Here is an 18300-nt window from a genome sequence, read left to right on the forward strand (position 1 = left end):
CATGACCGCCCCGCTCCTGTCGCTTCGCGGCATCTCGAAGACCTACGGCCAGGTCCATGCCAACCAGGCCGTTGATCTGGACGTAGCCCCGCAGTCGATCCATGCAATTCTCGGCGAAAACGGGGCGGGCAAATCGACGCTGATGAAAATGATCTACGGCGTCGAGCAACCAGACAGCGGGTCGGTCGCCTGGGAAGGCGAACCCTTGGCCCTTGCCTCCCCGGCGGAGGCAAGGGCCAAGGGTATCGGCATGGTATTCCAGCATTTTTCGTTGTTTGAGACCCTGACCGTCGTTGAAAATATTCAGCTCGTTGTCCCTGGCAAAAAAGCCGATCTCGTTAAACGTGTCCGTGCTCTTGGGCATGAATTCGGCCTTGAAGTCGATCCGCTCGCCCACGTGCATGCGCTTTCGGTCGGTGAACGTCAGCGAGTAGAGATCATCCGCTGCCTGATGACCAATCCGAGGTTGCTGATCCTCGACGAACCGACATCTGTTTTGCCGCCACAGCTGGTTGAAAAGCTGTTCGAGACGTTGCGCCGGCTGCGGGACGGCGGTGTATCGATCCTCTTTATCTCGCATAAGCTGGAGGAAATCCGGGCTATCTGTGACCGGGCAACCATTTTGCGCGGCGGCCGCGTCACGGGACATATCGACCCGCGAGAACACGATGCCCATGACCTCGCCCGCATGATGATTGGCCGCGACATGCCCGAACCCATGGCCGCCGTGCCGCTCTCAGGCGGCGAGAAACGCCTTGAGATCATCGGCCTTCATCATCGGCCGGAAGATCCCTTTGCGGTGCCGCTTTCTGATATTGCGCTGACGGTCCGTTCTGGCGAGATCCTCGGGATAGCGGGCATTTCCGGCAACGGGCAGAGCGAGCTTGCCTCGCTGATCTCAGGCGAGATCGTCCTCCCGAGAGACCAGCGCGACCGGATCTACATGATGGGACGTGATGTGGGAAGGCTCGACGCAGCTCACCGACGCCAGCTTGGATTTGCATTCGTTCCGGAGGACCGGCTGGGACGGGGAGCAATTCCTGAAATGTCACTCGTACTCAACGGGCTGTTGACCGCCCACCCTTTGAACCTTCTTCGTCACGGCCTGATAGACAGGACAAGGGCGTCTGCCTTTGCCGAGGATTGCATCCGCCAGTATGATGTGCGCACGCCTGGCCCCGACGCCGAAGCTGGCGCACTTTCGGGCGGCAATCTTCAGAAGTTCATCGTTGGCCGTGAGATCATGTTGGCGCCGAAGCTGCTCTTTGTCGCGCAGCCCACATGGGGTGTGGATGTTGGCGCGGCGTCCGCTATACGCGCCCGTCTTGTCGCGTTACGCAACGAAGGCATGGCCATTCTCGTCATTTCAGAAGAACTCGAGGAACTTTTCGAGCTCTGCGATTTCATCCAGGTATTGTACCACGGCACATTGAGCCCGCCGCTTGTCACCAAGGAAACGCAACCCGAGGAAATCGGCCGCTACATGATTGGCGCGCAAGACGCTTCAAAGAAAGTCATCGCATGAATGCCGTGTCTGCCGCCTTTCTGCCTACGCTTATCCGCCGGGAACGCGCTTCGTTTTCTGCGACGCTGGCTGCGCCATTCCTGGCGCTGGTGGTAGCAACCATCCTGAATGTCGCACTCTACGTGGCGATGGGCCGCAACCCGGTCGCCGTCGTCTATGCAATGCTGCTTGAGCCCTTTCTGTCGTGGGCATCGTTTTCGGAAGTGCTTTTGAAAGCAGGGCCGCTATTGCTCATTGCGCAGGGTCTCGCGATCGGCTTCCGAGCCAAGGTGTTCAACATCGGTGCCGAAGGCCAGTTCATTCTCGGCGCCATTTTTGCCTCTGCAATTCCCGTGTGGTTTCCTCAGGCAACCGGTCAGTGGATTTGGCCCCTGATGCTTGTCCTTGGGACAGTCGGTGGCGCCCTTTGGGCGTCACTCACAGCGTTCTGGCGTGTCAGGCTGAATGCAAACGAAATCCTTGTTTCACTGATGCTGAGCCTGGTTGCATCGCAGCTTTTGAATTACCTGCTGCTCGGCCCCTGGAAGGATCCCAACGGTTTCAACTTCCCGCAATCGGTCATGTTCCAGTACGACGCGATGGTGCCGCTCTTGATTTCGGGTACGCGCGTCAACGTCTCGTTGATCATTACAATCGTCCTGTCCTTGGCTGCCTGGATATTCATGCAGCGGAGCTTTGCCGGCTACAAGCTACAGGTTGGAGGCCTGGCGCCGCGTGCTGCAGCCTATGCCGGCTTCAAGGAAGGCTGGGCAATCTGGCTCTCGCTCCTGATCGGTGGATGTGCCGCAGGTCTTGCCGGAGCCGCTGAGGTCGCAGGGCCTCTGGGACAGTTGCAGCGGTCAATCTCCACCGGCTACGGCTACGCGGCCATCATCGTCGCCTATCTGGGCGGTCTGCATCCAATCGGCATCATCGCCTCATCATTGTTCATGGCGGCTCTCTACATTGGCGGCGACAATGCCATGGTATCAGCAAACCTGCCCATCGCTGCGGTCCGGGTTTTCCAGGGAAGTCTCCTTCTCGCTTACCTGGTTGCAATCGCCTTCGTCCGGTACCGTCTTGAGTGGCGTCGGATCGTCCACCGGAGCCAATCATGAATGCCATCGAGTTCATTCTTGCGGGCATGCTCGCAGCCGCAACCCCTTTTCTTCTTGCGGCGCTTGGCGAGCTGGTCGTTGAGCGCGCAGGGGTTTTGAACCTTGGCGTAGAGGGTCTGATGGCCTTTGGCGCAGCCTTGGCCTTCATCATCGTCTATCACGGCGGCGGGCACTTTGCGGGGTTTGTCGTCGCGGGGCTTGGCAGCGCCGCCCTTTCCCTGGTCTTTGCGCTGATTGCCCTTGGCTTCAGGGCCAACCAGGTGGCAACGGGCCTTGCGATCGGCATCCTTGGCCAGGGTCTGTCTGCACTGTTTGGCAAGTCCTACGAGAGTCTCACGGTCAAGGGCCTGCCCAAACTTTCCCTTCCGTTTCTGTCCGACATCCCGGTCATCGGTGGGATCTTTGTTCAAGACGTTGTCGTCTGGCTGTCGCTCGCCGCAACGATCGGCATCTGGGCCTTTTTTACCTTTTCGAAGGTTGGGCTCGTCGTGCGGGCAGTGGGTGAAAACCCCAAGGCTGCTCACGCCATAGGCTATCACGTGATTGCTGTTCGCGTGATTGCTGTAGCCTTCGGCGGCGCGATGGCAGGCTTTGCGGGCGCCTATGCTTCGGTGGTCTACACGCCGCTTTGGGCAGACGGGATGATCGCTGGTCGAGGTTGGATTGCCATTGCGCTTGTTGTCTTCGGCACATGGCTGACTGGCCGCATCTTTCTCGGAGCGTGCCTGTTTGGCGCCGTCTCCCTGATGGGCCTTGCCGCACAGGCGACAGGGTTGAACGTGCCTTCGCAACTTCTTGCAAGCCTGCCCTACCTCGTTACCATCATCGTGCTCGGCATCATTTCGGCAGATCGTCGCCTGTTGAAGCTGAACGGGGTCGCCTCGCTCGGCGAGCCCTTCGAACGCTGAGCGTTGCAAATAGCTGCATCGAGCACGATCGAAGCTGGTGGGAGAGATTATGATGGCTTCGCCGCCGGCTAACCCAATCGCACCTGCCAAGAGCGTCGATGTTCTCAGGGCCATACGTATTGAAGCGAGATCCCCTTATGCGCGGTCCCGATCTGGCCAGCGGTCATGCCAGGAGAGGCTGACTAAACGCTTCGCAGCAGCATTTCTATCCCGAGAAGCGCAAGGGCGATCAAGAAGCAGCGCTTGAACGTCACTGGGCTAACCGCCTTCCTCATGTACTGGCCGGCCCACATACCGATCAGAGCTGGAAGAACAGCGAGGCTCGACAGCGCTACTCCATCGAGCTGAAATGTACCTTGCAGAGCAAGCCCAGCGGCGAGCGCGATGGTGGAAATCGTGAAGGATAGTCCGAGCGCCTGAACGAGATCATCCCGTTCAAAGCCAAGTGCCTGGACATACGGTACGGCCGGAATGACGAACACGCCGGTTGCGCCTGCGATGAGGCCTGTCGCCAACCCAATCATGGGCGAGAGCCAACACTCGTGTGTTTGGTCAATATGGCAAGGTTTGGCTGACAGCGTGTAGATCGCATATGCCGTAAGCGCGAGGCCGAGGAAGACGGTGCTCAGGCGGGTTTCGCCACCTGTCAGCACAGACGTACTGGCGAGTGTGCCGACAAAAACTCCAGCCAGCATCGGCCAAAGCCGACAAACGACTGCGACAAAGTTCGGGCCAGCGATGAGCTGCCAGACATTCGTTGTGAACGAGGGCATGATGAGCAGCGATGCCGCTGTAACGGGCGACAACAATCCGCCGAGAATGCCCATGGCGACCGTCGGAAGGCCCATCCCTGTGATACCCTTTACGATACCGGCGACAAAAAATGTAGCTGCGACAGCGAGCAGCAATGAGATCGAGACATCATTCATGTCTTCTCATTACGACTTCTGACATCGTCCACAATGCGGCAGTTCCGTTTCCAGCCTTCGCCTGGACCGAAGGCAACGAGGAGTGTAACCTTCGAGGATGCGCTTCGACTTTACCGATCTTCGCCTCTTTCTTGCTGTTGCTGACGCTGGCAGCATCACCCACGGAGCGGCGGAGGTGAACCTCTCGCTTGCGGCGGCGAGTGAGCGCCTGCGGGAAATGGAGACAACCGGAGGCGTACGCCTGCTCGAACGAGGTCGTCGGGGCGTGACATTGACCGAAGCGGGCGAGGCGCTTTCGCACCACGCTCGTGAGATTCTAAATCAAGTGACGCTAATGCGTGGGGAAATGGGACGCTTCGCACAAGGCATACGCGCGACTATTCGTCTAATCGCAAATACTGCGGCCATCGTCGAGGCTCTTCCAATCCGTCTATCGTCGTGGCTTGCTTCGCATCCGCAAGTCGATATTGATTTCCGGGAGCGCCAAAGCCATGAAATCGCCCGAAGCGTCTCTGCAGGTTTCGCCGATGTCGGCGTATTGTCGGATGCAGCTGCCCACGAAGGTTTAATCCTTAAACCTTTCGCGGTGAGCAAACTCGTCGTGGTCTCAGCAAAGACACATTGGCTCGCGACTGAAAAGGAAATCCCATTCGCCCGGCTCGCCGAGCAATACTTCATAGGCCTGGAAAGCGGCGCATTGCAGGACCATCTCGACACTCAAGCCGGGAGGCTGGGCGTAGTGCTCCGATACCGGATCCGCCTCCGCACGTTTGAATCCATATGTGCAGCAGCAAGTAACGGCGTTGGGGTCGCTATCGTGCCGGACACGCTGGCGCGGCAGTGCAAGCGGGCTTATAACTTCGGGATAACGCCCTTAACCGACGCATGGGCGCGGCGAAATCTTTCCGTTTGCGTGGCCTCTGGATTCGATCCCACTCCAATTGCTCGAGAGCTGTTCGACCACTTGGCAAATACATGACCTGATGCCAGCATTTGCCGCGGCAACGAAGCGGGCTTTTTGTTGACGTATGCGACTTCTGCGCTAGTTTATCTCTTGCACCTGTTCTGGTGCGTCCTCTTAATTCCACCTAAACGGCCCCGCCAATTTGCGGGGTTTCTTTTTCGCCTTCGACGCAGGGACCCGTACATTTGCAAGGTAAGGATTCCACGGTTCGCTCTGCTATCCCGGAAAAAAAGCAAGGAATTTAAGAAAACATCACACACCTGTCCGAGTCACCACTTAGCGAGCGGACGGCATGTGGTATTCTTCACCAGACTCGGGTTTGCGGGACGAGCCGCACCGACCCTGGTCCGTTATTCAATAATCATTCGACGAAGCGTCGAAGCATCGTCTGGAGCTGCAGATTTTCTTGGCGAAGGCGTATTGCCAAAAGTCGTTTCAGCCGCCTGTTCTCCTCCTCCAGGTCAGCGAGATCGTCGAATTGCGTTTCGATCTTCGCAATGCGCGTGGTCAGATTGCTCGCCTGTGGGACGCGATTTTTCTGGCGGGCGGCGCGTTTCTTGGGAGGAGGCGCACTTTGATTTGGCGAAGTGACCTCAGGTTCCATTATCTCTGCCTTGGAATCCGAGCTGACTGTTACGCCGTCTTTTTGCTGAACCGTTGGAGCCTCAAAAGCGGCGACCGGAACCTGGATCGTTTGGTCGGTGCGACTTTCGCTCGGCACATGAATTGATCGCACTGGAACCGGAACCGACTCGATTTGGCTTTCTTGGACGGCAGGTATCGAAACAGTGCTCGGCCCGAAAAGGTTCGGTGTCTGCGAGGCCGTTTCACGGACGGCGGCCTCAAGATCCGTACCGGCCCAAATGGAAGCCGACTGTGTTTTCGATCGACGCCGCGCTGACTTGAACTCGACGACAAATTTCCGTTGCTGTGTTTTCATGGTTTCCCAAACTGTGCGAACGACGCAATTCAGCTTGCGTCGAATCTCTTGAGCATCTCTCTAAGCTGAGCATTCTGCTGGCGCAACTTTTCAGCCAGTCGCATCCTCAACTGCCCTATTTCGTCATCGAGTTCCCTCAACGGGTCAATGGGCGTTTCTCGGGGCGGCGAAATTGATCTCGCTCTTTGACCCTCCCCTGATACCACGGTCTTTCCGACAACTCCATCCGGGCGGTTTTCTTTGACATGGCGCATGCGTCGCGCGTTGCTTTTGCGTGCGTGTTGCCCACCGGAGCCGCCTTCCCCAAACGATTCCTGAGCTCTCGCGCCCGGCGAAGGGACCTGAGCATTGCTCCGTGCTTCATCCCCGACAAATTCGACTGGCAGCCCCGATGATGGAGGATCAATGTCGCTTCTGGCCGCGTCCGGACCTGCGAGCGTGTCGTCGTTTCCTGGCGCCAGATCCAGCGCATCCGGTACCTTTGGCGATGCGGGAAAGTGCTCTTTCTCGACTTCAACCGCCTTTGTGTCGGCCTCGTCACCGGGTGAAGATACACCTTCCGTTCGCCGTTGGCGCAACGTCAGGTTTGACAGGAATTTCCAAGGAGATTTCATCGTGTTTCAATCTTGAACAAGCTGCATCGCGAGGTTGCAGTAGCATATTGGTCGGGCCCGGAACTGGGCCCGACCAAATCAGTTTAGACAACGTCCGTCGCCACATCATGTCACGCTGGGTTACCGCAACTGATCGAGTTCTTTGAACTCTCAGTTAAGACCAAGCCGTTTGCGAAGGTCAGCATTTTCGGCGCGTAGCTTTTCAGCAAGTGTCTTGCGCAACCGGCTGTTCTCTTCCTCGAGTTGGATAAGATCTGCCATATCGTCCAGCGCCGAGACAGAAGCGGGAGCTGTCTTGGTCAGTTGTTTTTGCGCTCCAAGTCTCCGGCCTTGCTTGACCGCGCCCTTCGCTTTCGCCGTGGCGGTCGTTGCCGAAGCAGCTGGCTTTGGCTCGCTCGCTGGCTCTTCCACCTTCTTGCGGCGACCTCGGGGCGATTTTACGACCGGCGCTGCCGCTACGTCGGCAGCGGCCTTCGGACGTCGTGGTCCCCGTGTTTTCTTCGGCGCAGGCGCCTCCGCCGAAGTAGTCGCTTCTGCGCCCTCGGTTATCGACGCGGTATTATTGTCGTCAGCCATGATTTTCTCCCTCACTAGCTGGGGATTCTTTTCAACTGCGCGGGGGACAGAGTCAACATAAGGCCAATCGGCGGGATTGTGATTTCTACCCGCTTCATTCAATTCGGTGCGACACCCCCTATTCTGGTGGCTTGCTCAAGTCGTGAGCGGTCGCTTCGAGGGCGACGAATGGCCGCTTGAATGAAGCTGGCGGGATCCTGCAATGCCCCACCAGCGCTACGGGCATAAACTCTCTTCGATCAAGCCTAGTTCCTTGCGAGAAGAACAACGTTCTCGTTCGACAAGGTTACAGTCACAGGAGCGCCATTGATCCGAATGGTAACCTCTCCCTTTTCGTCGTCCACGGCAGTAATCTCACCAAACAGACTGACACGGTCTTTTATGGTGAAACTCCTGCTAGACGTGTCGGAACGCCACATCGAGTCGTCCCAATATAGGTCGAGTTCCGATATGCCAACGCTCGTGAGAAAGCTGGTCTTCAGGTTTTGTTCCAGCCACTCTGCCGAACAGCCAAGCGCGGTCGCGGCCGCGTTGACGTCAGAATAGTCGTTCTCCCCGCCCTCGCCCCAAGTGACCTTGACGGACTCGCCGCGCTCTGGATTTCGATAGATCCGAACGTTCTTCTGTCTCATGGTTCGACCTCCTATTGGCTGTGACTTGGCGTTGATGTGCGAGTTTTCTTCCGCGCTGATTGCGTTTTTGATTATCCCGGCTCAAGGATTGCGGATCGGCGATATATTGTAAAGGTCTCTGGCGAGCTAGCCGCTACTCGTCTCACTTGCAGGGGCGGCCGCCGCAAGCTTTGATGGGCGAGGAGAACAATCGTGGGACCGCGGGTCGTTACGCAGCGCTAATAGCCGGCTGTGAAAAATAGACCCCGCGACGCCATCTCTCGCGCAGCGCTCAAGGTAAAGATCAGCTGTTGAACGTTAGTCTTGGTCATTCCCGGTCATTCCAGCAGGGAAACCTGCGGCGATACGCTCGAAAATTCGGCCACGACACGGGCTGGGCCGCCCTGAAATGGGGTGTCATCGACTTCGCTCATTTGAGGGCAAGCAACACAAGCTTCGAGACCTATCTGAAGCGAACAGCGCGGCCAATACCTTTCGTGAAAAGATGAGGCGGGCACGACAAGTTGGCCTCGTCGCCGAATTCAATCAGACCTGCAAGAAACTGGAAGATGACACATACGACTACCTGGTCTTCTACGATTCTCTTCCAATCGCCGTGCGTCCTCCCCGACCAACATGATTGCGACACCAGCGGCGTGTTATGCAGTTCCGAATCCTCCTCGATATTTACGAAGGTATCGCATCGCCTTCATGCTTGGCTCCATTCACCGCTTGGTTGATGAGGATAGCAAGTTCGCTATGCTGGAGAGCCGTTGGCGGTGTGTCGCTATTGGATAGACGAATGTCGTAATCTGGACATCACGTAATTAAATGAAAGGTAATGTAGTTATAATGAAATAAAGCGCAAACAAATCGCGCCGGGAACGAATCAAATGACACCGTCCGAGTACCGGGCGACGCTGGCTGTCATCGGATTGACGGCAAGCGTCGTGCAAGAGCTTTTCGATGTAGACGAACTTACAAGCCGCCGATGGGCCACAGGCGACTTGCCCGTTCCGCGCGCCGTCGCATTGAGTTTGTTGCTGATGGCATCCTATGGCGTCTCCATAGGTGAGGCACGGATTCTTACAGGCTCCATAGCCCTATTAAAGTCAGCTTGAGCGCCCTTCCCCCAAACCGCATGCAAGTGGGATCATGTTAAAGCTGTCCCATCCTTCTGCAGGATAGTACTGGTCAATAACGCAGTCAGCAGCAATGTCGCCGACGCAGGGCCGCCTTGCGGCGGACTGAACGCGAGAGCCTTCACTCGATCGGAAAGAGCGTGGGTTTGAGCAACGACCGTGTAGGCTGTTTGACCAGCACCGTTTTAAGCAGGTCTGGGGGCCCAAAGATATTGTCGGTCTGAAGCGGGCGAAGGGAAGCCGTTTGGGGCGGGGGCTTCCCTTCTTGTGCTTCCCAGCCGCTCAGCGATCAGGACAACCTAGAGATAGCCGCCGTGGGCGGTGCACGCTAGTTGGACCAAGGTCCGAGCACCTCGGTCCAAAGTCCTAGGTGCTGGCGTCACGTTTGCCCATCGCCGATTTGGGCCAGGGTGATGGAGAAAATGAAAACCGCTGAGCGCGACGATATCGTCGAAACCGCTCGATCGTTGGCAAGGACAGGCAGCCAGGCAGTGGCGATTGCGGCCCGCCTGTTTTACGTTGCGGGCAGGCTTGCAGCGCGGCATTGACCTTTGTCAAAAACCCATGGCTCTAGCCACAATCCAGGTGGGAACCCCGGCCGTTACGGCTGACGCCAACAATATCGAGACTATCTTGATCACATAAGCCCGAGCATCATGCCGTTCGTATCTCATTGACCTACCCTCCAATCCCCGTTTGCGAATTGAACTACGGGCGTGAAGGACAAGTCGAGTCACGATTCTTCAACGTCGTTAATAGTCGGCGCCGCGCGGCCCCGCGATCGGTCACGGCTGATTGTTCTCGGCGCGGCGGTTCCGGGTAGGCGTTGGTGTCGACCTTAACGGCGCGGTCAGCGTGACCTGCCAAGCAGCTCTCGGATCTGAGGAAATGGAGGCTTGGCATTTTGAAGCGTCGCGTGATAGCGGACGCTGAGAGAAAGTCGGCGCCCAAGGGGTCTTCTGAGCTGTCACCGTATCGAGTGAGGCCTCTTGTGACGAAGCGGTGTTCAAATCAGTCAACGGCAGTCAATCATGCTCTTCAAAGCGCAAGAGCTGTGCCGAAAAGCGCGATGCTCGAAAGGCTATTCCGCCCATTCCGCATCGGCCGTGAACGCAATGGTGAGCCAGCGGTTGGTGCTTTCATCGCCGATCGCATTCCCTATTTCGTCGCGCAGCGCATCCCAATCCTCCACCGTTTTCGGCGGAAGGCCCTTGGGAACGATGAAGTAGAGTTCGATCTGTGTCGCCCGACCGACACGAGCAACGTAGGCGCGATATGAAAGAAAGTGGAGGCGACGCACGGTCTCGGAAGCGACGTTGTCCACATGGTTCTTAAGTTCGACCGGCGCGATGAGAAGGATCTCGGTCAGTGCCTTCCAGATTGTACCGATTGGAAGCGGAATCATCACCACGCAAACCAATGCGAGGACGACTGGGTCAACGTAGCTGGCGATCCACGCGACAGGGGTCGGCTGAACAGCGAGACCGATGAAAAACGCGATCAGCAGGGCAAGGGCAATACCTCCCGACATGATCCAAGCCTTGACGTCGAGAGAAATGAAGTCCGATTTCAGGCGGCGGTTCAACCTGACACCAATAACGGCCATGACAGCGCAGACGAGTACGGTCGCCGCCGTGTAGGTGATCGCCACGCCGTAACGCAGTTCGTGCCCGCCATTGAGGATGCTGATGATCGCGTTAATCAGCGCGTAAACCGCAACGGTCATCAGCAGGCTGCCGTTAAGCATCAAGACGATTGGCTCCAGATGCCAGAAGCCCATTGTAAAGCGGTTACGAACTCTTCCAGACAACGCGTCGGTTTGCGCTGACTTCACGATCAGGCTCGACACCCAAAGCGCAAGGCCGGTCATCGCCGCGTCGCCCAGAGAATAGACGCCGTCAAAGGCGATGGAGAACGAGCCCGACAATATGCCAAAGGCCACTCCAAGAGCGGCGACAATAACCGTTGCCGCGATAGAAATGCGTAGAAACTGCTGCTCGTTCAACATTCACGTATCTCCACAGAACCAATCCAACATATCGTTATGGCATCGCTGGGACGAAAATCTCACGAACGACGTCGGAACGCTTGAATTGGCGGTCTTGATGGGGGTCAGAACCAACGACCCCTTTGTTACAAATTCCTCGTCAAACTAGATCCGGTGAACGACCCATTCGATCCCAGGGGGTTTGCTGCCGGCCTCTTCGAGAGCCTCCCTCTCGGCGGTGTCCCGAGACGTTTCCCCCTCGACACGTCCTTTGCGGATGCCCAAAACCGACCGACGCCGAAATTCACGATCTTCGTGTCTCAGGATGACAAGGCGCTTGCGGTTTCGAGTTTCATCACTGGAAAGGTTTCGCGTTTGGGCGCGATCGATCCGACCGTCGAGCCCTATCGCTCGAAACTCGAAGCCGCCGGCATTACCGCCATCGATCTCACCAAGGTCAAAGGCGAAGGCCTGAACCACGGCAAGTTCGCCGAAAGTCCTGAAATCGTTCAGCTGATTGGCCAGCGGATCGTCACTGGTCAGACGCTGACGGATTCCAACGTCACGCTCGGCCAGGGACTTACCGCTGTTGTTGGCGGAACAGTGACGACCATCGGTAACGTCGCAGCCACGGCTGTCGCCGCGCCGGTCACCGTGCTTGAACAGCCGATGCGGGCCAAGAAGCGCCCTGTCGACGAAACCCTGCAAGGCGATCTCAAGCCGCAACCGTTGACCGAGTAGGCGCTCCCTTCGGCTCGCAACTCAGATTCAGAACAGGCTGCATAAGATCTGAATGACAATGGATTTGGCCAGACCTCAATGTGCCGCCTCCGATACATCCTTCCTTAAAACTGCGCTCCTATTTCCGCTCGCCCTCGGCAATGGTGCCGAGAGAAACGGGATGAGTATCGCCAAACAAGTTCATTCATCACGTCATTTTCAGCGAGGAATCTCGGAATTCTGCGAGATGCGCAACTCACCGATCGCATCAAAGCAAGTGCTGGACAACATCCGGCTCTACCTTGTCAGCCTGATTGGCCGACGGCTCCGGTTTGGCAAGACAGTTGGGCCAACTTTCACGCGCTTTGCTCGTCGGAGCCGCCATGCGTCCGGCCTTTTGATGCGGTACAGAACAGCCGCTGGCCATCATGCGCGGATCGGATGCCGGCTGCAATGCAGTCGGCAACGCACTCGTAAAAGTTGCTTGCATTCTGGTGCCGCGGTCATTTCCACCTCTCCATATGTGCGCGAGGCAACTGTGGTTACCATGATGCAACCACAGTTTATCCATTTATGAAAGGCCGCGGAGACGCGGGGGCAGAGCGCTGCGCCCCTGCGAACGATGCCGTATTGGCCTCGATTCTTTGATCCAACGACTAGACAACCCTAGATATAGAAGCTATGGTTGTGATGGGAGGTCAAACGCTTCGAGGTCCGTCATGGATACTACAAGTGCGCTTGATGAAAACACCCCCGAAATCTCCGATGCCCAACTGCAATCACTCTTCTCCACTATGGAGCGCGACGGGTATTGCTGCGTACCGGATTTCCTGGCGCCCGCCAGTTTAGTGACGATGCAGGAGTTCGTTAAATCATCCGTGCGCGACTCCCGGAACGAATATGTTGCCTTCAAAGGGAGCGAAGCCGTCAAGGGTTCCGGGCTTGATCAACTGGCCAAATCCACGCGCTTCCAGTCTATCTTTTCGAGGCTTTATGTGGCGAGCCGCAGCAAGCCTGCTCCTGCTGTCGAATTCTATCAATTGCTTAGATGCCTGACCGGCAAGGGGATGATGCAACATTCCCTCAACTTCCACTACGACTCCTACCTCGTCACAGCATTGCTTCCCATTGTCATCCCCACCGTCGGCCTGGCCGGCGATCTCCTCCTCCTCCCGAATACCAGACCCGTCCGGGAAACCTATGCAGGAAATCTCGTCGATAAAATAATGGTCGACAAGATCCGGCAACGGTCACTGAGAACCCGAGCAGCGAAGGATCCATCGTCATTCACGAGGATCAAAATGGTTCCCGGAAATCTCTACCTGTTTTGGGGCTACCGAAGTATCCACGCAAACGAACCATGCGATCCCGGCACCGTGCGCGCGACGGCTCTCTACCACTATTTCGATCCCCACGCCGATAGCAGGTTGAAGGCGCGGCTCAGGCATTGACGCAATACGGCAACGAGGTTGTGGCTTGCCGCCACGCGTTAGGGCCGGCGTTTTCCGCCGGCTCGTGACGGGATCTCAAGAAGACGAACGATTTGGTTTCCCCGGCCGCGGCTGAAGAGGCCACGAACCCTACTGCGATCCAAATGCGCGCTCGAAAAGGAAGAAATGGCTGACAGAGGGCTGTTCCTGCACAAAGCTTATTCGAAAACCCCGAACAGACCATTCCAGGGCTCAGCTGGCGATCGTTCATATGGCCGTTTGCAGCAGAGCTCCGATCAAAATCCGATCGATTGCCAGTGCCGATATGATCGGTGTCAAATTATGCCCAGGCGTAACCTCATACCATCCCGCGAATGATTGTGACCACCTGTCGTCCTTCGTAGATTTGGCGATGTGGCGCGTGCCCGAATGTAGGTCCCTGTCAGAGACTGCGTGCTCCCCCGACGTCAGCAGAATTCCAACAAACGTCCATCAACGTTCCACGAACCTTGCCAGGGCGGCTCCATCAAATCCCCAGGCATTCGGATATCGCTCAACACAGCCTCGATGCTCATATTTGTTTCGAGTTCCCACAACGCCTCTGTAGCGTTTCGCACTTCGATTACAGTCATCGCCGCATCCTCAAGCTCGGCACGCAGCGCCATTCGCACCGGTAGCTCGTCGTCCACGACGAGGATTGCAATCGCGTTCGAATTTGACGTTCGCATCCCACACCTGACGCGTTGGAGCGTTCACGAGCACGATTCGATGACCGGGCGAAGGGTTCGCTGATTTAGCGCCTGGATGTCTGGCTGCGAGCAGCACAGGCCAGGGCAAGGCGCTGGTATTGGGCCTTGACGTCCTCGTCAGTCGCAAGACGGTACGATGCGCGCCTAACTTCGACGAGAACACTCCTTGCACTGGAGATTTCAATTGATGAAGAGCTGGCCGAGCTCAGGATGGACGCTGCAATCAACGCCATTTCATCAATACTCTTCGGGCAGCTCGGGTCATTGGCATCCATCAGCTTTCTCCTTCATGATCACTGCGATTGAACTTGCATGTCTTCAGGCTGATCAATCGACGATTTTCTTGTCCCGGCCGGGCGTTGCTCGTCACGCCCGCCTTGGCTGCCTGGGCTCGAGGCCTTACCTTGCCGCCCGACTATTCTTGAAAGAGCTATCGAGGGACGTTCCACAATCACGAACAGCACCGTTGCGGCAATAACGCTAAGCGTCGGGGCAATGATAAGGAAGTAACCATCGCCGATGGCGCCTCCCGTCAATCGCAGGACCGCCAGCGAAACAGGCATGTGAACGAGGTACAGTGAATAGGATATTCTTCCGAGAAACTGGATCGGCGCCAACTCCAGCCCTTGCTGCAATGGCGCGATGCGCAAAATGCAAAATATCGCACAAGCCGCCGCCAGACTTAGAAGTAGGTCGCTATGGGTGATAATGCCTCCAAGCCAGAAGGCGAGGAATGCCACCACCATCAATAGTGTGAGGCGCCGAGCTCCGTTTGGAGCACAATTCCCTTCGCTTTGATGCAGGCAATGGCAGATCACGCATCCTAGAAGAAACGACCCCAGATAGTGGAACGTTGCCAGCAGCGAACCAAACAGTGTCTCGCCATAGAAAACCGGGTTTGGTAACCCGAACATGGACAGTGAGATCGAGGAAAAAGCATAGAGGGCGATAATCAGTATAATATTGCTGTGAAGCGAATATCGTTTGAGCGAATACATGAACAAGGGAATGAAGAGCCCGGCGCGCATTTCGTAAACGAGGCTCCACAAGGGAGGATCCAAGTCGGTGTCCATTCGACTGACCCCGATCAACAAGACGTGTCGGGCCAACAGCTCGCCGTTAATCGGAAGCTTCCACAAATCGACAAAAGCGCCCGAGAGCATGTCGACAGAAAGGTCCGGCGTCATCAACCGAAGGATTGTTGCGGTAGCGACGACGGCTGCTACACACGGCACCAGACGCGCCAGCCGGCTCAACTGAAACCGCCAGTATGAACTGTTCTTTCCCAAGGTGTAGCGAATGCCGAGAGCAAACCCACTGAGGACAAAAAAGAAGATGACGCTCAGGTGACCGAGCGTAAGGAAAGCCTTCAGAGCGTTCAGCTGCAGCGACGACAGCTCAGGGTGGCGATATGCCCTGGATAGGCAATGGCATAAGACCACCGCAAAAGCGGCAACGCCGCGTGCACCATCGAGGGCATGATATCGCGGTGTTTTCGTTGTCATGACAATTTCCCCTGATGGATCTCACGCCGATAGCTTGCCTTCGATCAAGGCGCCTGCCCGGGCAGCAGCCCCTTTCACATTGTCCTGTTGAGTGCTTCCAGCACCTTCGGCCCAAATCTCTGCTCGCCCGCGACGCTCCAGTGGTCGGCATCGATGAAGTAGACATTCTGGCAGTCGACAAGATCGTGCCGCGCGTTGAAATTCAGCGCGTTGATCGTCGACAAGTAGGATAGTTGCCTTTTACGAGCCAACGCGTTCACTGTCTGATCAAGGTGCATATATGACGGTATCACAAAGGAATTGGGCAGGTCAGTTGCGCCGTTGCAGCCGTTTGCAACAAGCTGGTTATGTGTGACATGCGGATCTATCCACGGACCCAACCACACCACATTTGCGTGGTTCGCAAGCTTGCCGAGATACGCCAGCGTCTGGTCGATACGAGATTGGCTAACCGGAAATTGTCGGTCGGTGTAGCGTTGGAACATGTCCCGACTACCGATGGCGCCGTCCGGGGCATCGAGAAGATAGAACCCCGCCTGCATGTAAATGATCTTATCGATTGAAGCAGCGTTCGTTGCGACGAAGTCCAATAGTTCATCATAGAAGCATTGAGGGTTGGATTCGACAGCGCGGCAAAAACCCTTGTTTATTCCGATGAAAAACGGCCGGCCCGATAGCGGCGCGATCGCGTCGAAAAGGTTGCCTGCATGCGAATCGCCGACAATGATGGTCGCGGCGCCATGCTCCTTTGAACAATCAGCAAATTGTCGACGGAAGGTCTCGTTCAGTTCACCCGTGCGAAATACACACTCAGCGAACTTGTTGCGGTCTGCTACCTTGTCGATACGACCGCGCTCTTCCAGCAGATTTCGATAGACCACCGCCTGCTGCGGCGAAAGCCGTGCTAGCGTCCAGGAGGGGAAGCCTGCGTTCAGGTGCGCCACTACGCCAAATGAAATCAAAACAAGGCTGCCACATGCGGCTGAAGCAAAGACCGTGCGTGACCGATAGCGGACCCGTCGGAATGGTTGCTCCACAAGCTTCCAGGATATCGATGCCAACACAAAGCTCAACGCGATCAAGGCCACCATCTCGAAGCGAGACGGTTCAGCGATGCGGGCATATCGGTACAGTGCAAAGATGGGCTGGTGCACAAGATAGAGACTGTAGCTTATCAAGCCGATGGCGACCGGAACCGGCGAACCGAGTATCCTGCCGATCAGATTGGAGGGCTGTGCAAAATGCAGGACCAATAAGGCTCCACAAACCGGAAGCAACGCCCATCGCCCCGGAAACGGGGTCTCAAGATCGAGACCGACGATCGCATAGGCAATCAGCAGAAGACCGACGATCGCAGCTATCGACGCGATACGTCCAGCCGGGCGCGATCGTCCATTTTCATAAAGTGCAAGGAGCGCACCTACCGACAGTTCCCATGCCCGGAAGGGTAAAAGGAAGAACGCGCTTGCTGGAGATCGCAGCGAGGCAACGTCGGCTGCTGCAAAACTTATGAGGGTTAGGATCGCAATAACTGCGAATTGGCTGCGTCGGCCCCGGTAAGCAAGAACGGAAAGAAGCAGCGGAAAGAGAACGTAGAACTGCTCTTCAACCGCGAGTGACCAGGTATGCAGCAGCGGCTTGAATTCTGCATTTGGCGCAAAGTAATTGGTTTCATGCCAGAACAAGACATTGGACATGAAGGTAAGCGTTGCAATGACACTTTGCCCGAAGTCCTTTAGGTCGTCGGCATATAGGACGAACGCGGCGGCAATCGCCGTGACGACGATCGTGGCAAAAAGTGCGGGATAAATGCGCCGGATACGACGATCATAGAAGCCGACAACCGAAAAGCTGCCTTGCTCGATCTCGTTCAGCAAAATGCCGGTGATAAGGTATCCGCTGATGACGAAGAAGATATCAACACCGACATACCCGCCGCTGAAGGGATAGATCGCGGCATGAAAGAAGAGAACGGGAACAACGGCGATTGCTCTCAACCCGTCAATTTCCGCACGATAGTTCATCGGATGACCCCTGGTTCACGGTCGAGTTCGCCGCGCGCTTCCAGATACCAGTCGACGAAAGCCTTCACACCGACATTGAGTGTCGTCTCCGGCTTGTAACCGGTCAGAGCCGCCAGCAGATCGGGGCTCGCAAAGGTGCGCGGTACGTCACCCTTCTGCATCGGCAGCATCTTGCGCTTTGCCGGCTGGCCGAGGGCCTTTTCGACCGTCTCGACGAAGGTCATCAGGTTCTCCGGCTGGCCGCCGCCGATATTGACGACGCGGAATGGCGCCTGATGCGAGAGCGTCTCCACCCGTTCGTCGGCCACGCGGTTGGCCTCCGACGGGGCGACGGACGACAGGCGGACGATCGCCTCCACGAGGTCATCGATATAGGTGAAGTCGCGACTCATCCGGCCTTCGCCGTAGATCTCGATCGGTTGATCCTCCAGCATGTTCTTGACGAACTTGAAGAGGGCCATGTCGGGACGGCCCCAGGGGCCGTAGACGGTGAAGAAACGGAAGGCGGTTGTCGGGATCTTGTGGAGATGCGCGTAGCTGTGCGCCATCAGTTCCATTGACTTCTTCGTCGCCGCATAA

15 protein-coding genes and 1 pseudogene are annotated in these 18300 nt (G+C 56.7%); 7 read left to right on the forward strand and 9 right to left on the reverse strand.

Annotated features, from left to right (window positions below; translation table 11 throughout):
- Position 1 precedes the first annotated feature (1 nt).
- Genes AF71_RS22060 through AF71_RS22070 form a run of 3 tightly spaced genes read left to right on the forward strand, consistent with a single transcriptional unit; the run spans position 2 to position 3530 of the window.
- Positions 2–1525 carry an ABC transporter ATP-binding protein gene (locus AF71_RS22060; RefSeq protein WP_169683095.1) on the forward strand — a complete coding sequence of 508 codons (1524 nt, stop codon included), beginning with the start codon at positions 2–4 and terminating at the stop codon, positions 1523–1525.
- Positions 1522–2622, forward strand: coding sequence for an ABC transporter permease (locus AF71_RS22065; protein ID WP_018857910.1), 1101 nt, complete (start codon positions 1522–1524; stop codon positions 2620–2622). The genes AF71_RS22060 and AF71_RS22065 overlap by 4 nt, the downstream gene beginning before the upstream one ends.
- Complete coding sequence (locus AF71_RS22070; RefSeq protein WP_169683097.1) at positions 2619–3530, forward strand: ABC transporter permease; 912 nt, start codon at positions 2619–2621, stop codon at positions 3528–3530. The genes AF71_RS22065 and AF71_RS22070 overlap by 4 nt, the downstream gene beginning before the upstream one ends.
- Positions 3531–3712: 182 nt before the next feature.
- Here AF71_RS22070 and AF71_RS22075 read toward each other — a convergent pair whose 3' ends face one another.
- Positions 3713–4459 carry a sulfite exporter TauE/SafE family protein gene (locus AF71_RS22075; protein ID WP_169683099.1) on the reverse strand — a complete coding sequence of 249 codons (747 nt, stop codon included), beginning with the start codon at positions 4457–4459 and terminating at the stop codon, positions 3713–3715.
- 97 nt (positions 4460–4556) lie between these two features.
- Here AF71_RS22075 and AF71_RS22080 point away from each other — a divergent pair, with 97 nt between their 5' ends.
- Positions 4557–5438: a LysR family transcriptional regulator gene (locus tag AF71_RS22080; protein ID WP_169683101.1), complete on the forward strand. Its 882-nt coding sequence runs from the start codon at positions 4557–4559 to the stop codon at positions 5436–5438.
- Between the two features lie 1689 nt (positions 5439–7127).
- Here the strand turns inward: AF71_RS22080 and AF71_RS22085 are convergent.
- Both AF71_RS22085 and AF71_RS22090 read right to left on the reverse strand, forming a co-directional pair.
- Complete coding sequence (locus AF71_RS22085; protein WP_169683103.1) at positions 7128–7553, reverse strand: SyrB-like regulator; 426 nt, start codon at positions 7551–7553, stop codon at positions 7128–7130.
- A gap of 245 nt (positions 7554–7798) precedes the next feature.
- Positions 7799–8185: a hypothetical protein gene (locus AF71_RS22090; protein ID WP_062368878.1), complete on the reverse strand. Its 387-nt coding sequence runs from the start codon at positions 8183–8185 to the stop codon at positions 7799–7801.
- 1543 nt (positions 8186–9728) lie between these two features.
- Here AF71_RS22090 and AF71_RS32165 point away from each other — a divergent pair.
- Positions 9729–9854 carry a hypothetical protein gene (locus tag AF71_RS32165; protein ID WP_281412465.1) on the forward strand — a complete coding sequence of 42 codons (126 nt, stop codon included), beginning with the start codon at positions 9729–9731 and terminating at the stop codon, positions 9852–9854.
- A 533-nt stretch (positions 9855–10387) separates the two neighbouring features.
- On the opposite strand, the gene AF71_RS22095 is transcribed toward AF71_RS32165, so the two are convergent.
- Positions 10388–11314, reverse strand: coding sequence for a cation transporter (locus AF71_RS22095; protein WP_169683105.1), 927 nt, complete (start codon positions 11312–11314; stop codon positions 10388–10390).
- A gap of 270 nt (positions 11315–11584) precedes the next feature.
- Between AF71_RS22095 and AF71_RS22100 the strand changes: the two are divergent.
- Positions 11585–12034 (forward strand): annotated as a pseudogene (locus AF71_RS22100) (alpha/beta hydrolase); the annotation flags it as partial.
- Between the two features lie 698 nt (positions 12035–12732).
- Positions 12733–13464 (forward strand): hypothetical protein, encoded by a 732-nt coding sequence (locus tag AF71_RS22105; protein ID WP_169683107.1) that lies wholly within the window; start codon positions 12733–12735, stop codon positions 13462–13464.
- 446 nt (positions 13465–13910) lie between these two features.
- Here the strand turns inward: AF71_RS22105 and AF71_RS22110 are convergent, their stop codons facing one another.
- The 5 genes from AF71_RS22110 to AF71_RS22130 form a co-directional block, all read right to left on the reverse strand.
- The gene (locus AF71_RS22110) at positions 13911–14171 is read right to left on the reverse strand and encodes a response regulator (RefSeq protein WP_281412466.1); all 261 of its coding nucleotides are present in this window, start codon (positions 14169–14171) and stop codon (positions 13911–13913) included.
- 65 nt (positions 14172–14236) lie between these two features.
- Complete coding sequence (locus AF71_RS22115) at positions 14237–14467, reverse strand: hypothetical protein (protein WP_169683111.1); 231 nt, start codon at positions 14465–14467, stop codon at positions 14237–14239.
- Positions 14468–14485: 18 nt separating this feature from the next.
- Complete coding sequence (locus tag AF71_RS22120) at positions 14486–15697, reverse strand: acyltransferase (RefSeq protein WP_169683113.1); 1212 nt, start codon at positions 15695–15697, stop codon at positions 14486–14488.
- Positions 15698–15771: 74 nt separating this feature from the next.
- Positions 15772–17721, reverse strand: coding sequence for an acyltransferase family protein (locus AF71_RS22125; protein WP_169683116.1), 1950 nt, complete (start codon positions 17719–17721; stop codon positions 15772–15774).
- The coding region (locus AF71_RS22130) for an NAD-dependent epimerase/dehydratase family protein (protein ID WP_169683118.1) at positions 17718–18300 on the reverse strand (583 nt) is incomplete at its 5' end. The genes AF71_RS22125 and AF71_RS22130, both read right to left, overlap by 4 nt.

Origin of the sequence: Rhizobium sp. 57MFTsu3.2 (assembly GCF_012932765.1) — a bacterium.
GTDB classification, from domain to species: domain Bacteria; phylum Pseudomonadota; class Alphaproteobacteria; order Rhizobiales; family Rhizobiaceae; genus Rhizobium; species Rhizobium altiplani.

What these genes read in the sequence shown, in the direction of transcription:
- AF71_RS22060 (WP_169683095.1), top strand. Translation starts at nt 2, where the DNA reads ATGACCGCCCCGCTCCTGTCGCTTCGCGGCATCTCGAAGACCTACGGC.
- AF71_RS22065 (WP_018857910.1), top strand. Translation starts at nt 1,522, where the DNA reads ATGAATGCCGTGTCTGCCGCCTTTCTGCCTACGCTTATCCGCCGGGAA.
- AF71_RS22070 (WP_169683097.1), top strand. Translation starts at nt 2,619, where the DNA reads ATGAATGCCATCGAGTTCATTCTTGCGGGCATGCTCGCAGCCGCAACC.
- AF71_RS22075 (WP_169683099.1), bottom strand. Translation starts at nt 4,459, where the DNA reads ATGAATGATGTCTCGATCTCATTGCTGCTCGCTGTCGCAGCTACATTT.
- AF71_RS22080 (WP_169683101.1), top strand. Translation starts at nt 4,557, where the DNA reads ATGCGCTTCGACTTTACCGATCTTCGCCTCTTTCTTGCTGTTGCTGAC.
- AF71_RS22085 (WP_169683103.1), bottom strand. Translation starts at nt 7,553, where the DNA reads ATGGCTGACGACAATAATACCGCGTCGATAACCGAGGGCGCAGAAGCG.
- AF71_RS22090 (WP_062368878.1), bottom strand. Translation starts at nt 8,185, where the DNA reads ATGAGACAGAAGAACGTTCGGATCTATCGAAATCCAGAGCGCGGCGAG.
- AF71_RS32165 (WP_281412465.1), top strand. Translation starts at nt 9,729, where the DNA reads ATGAAAACCGCTGAGCGCGACGATATCGTCGAAACCGCTCGATCGTTG.
- AF71_RS22095 (WP_169683105.1), bottom strand. Translation starts at nt 11,314, where the DNA reads ATGTTGAACGAGCAGCAGTTTCTACGCATTTCTATCGCGGCAACGGTT.
- AF71_RS22105 (WP_169683107.1), top strand. Translation starts at nt 12,733, where the DNA reads ATGGATACTACAAGTGCGCTTGATGAAAACACCCCCGAAATCTCCGAT.
- AF71_RS22110 (WP_281412466.1), bottom strand. Translation starts at nt 14,171, where the DNA reads ATGCGAACGTCAAATTCGAACGCGATTGCAATCCTCGTCGTGGACGAC.
- AF71_RS22115 (WP_169683111.1), bottom strand. Translation starts at nt 14,467, where the DNA reads ATGGATGCCAATGACCCGAGCTGCCCGAAGAGTATTGATGAAATGGCG.
- AF71_RS22120 (WP_169683113.1), bottom strand. Translation starts at nt 15,697, where the DNA reads ATGACAACGAAAACACCGCGATATCATGCCCTCGATGGTGCACGCGGC.
- AF71_RS22125 (WP_169683116.1), bottom strand. Translation starts at nt 17,721, where the DNA reads ATGAACTATCGTGCGGAAATTGACGGGTTGAGAGCAATCGCCGTTGTT.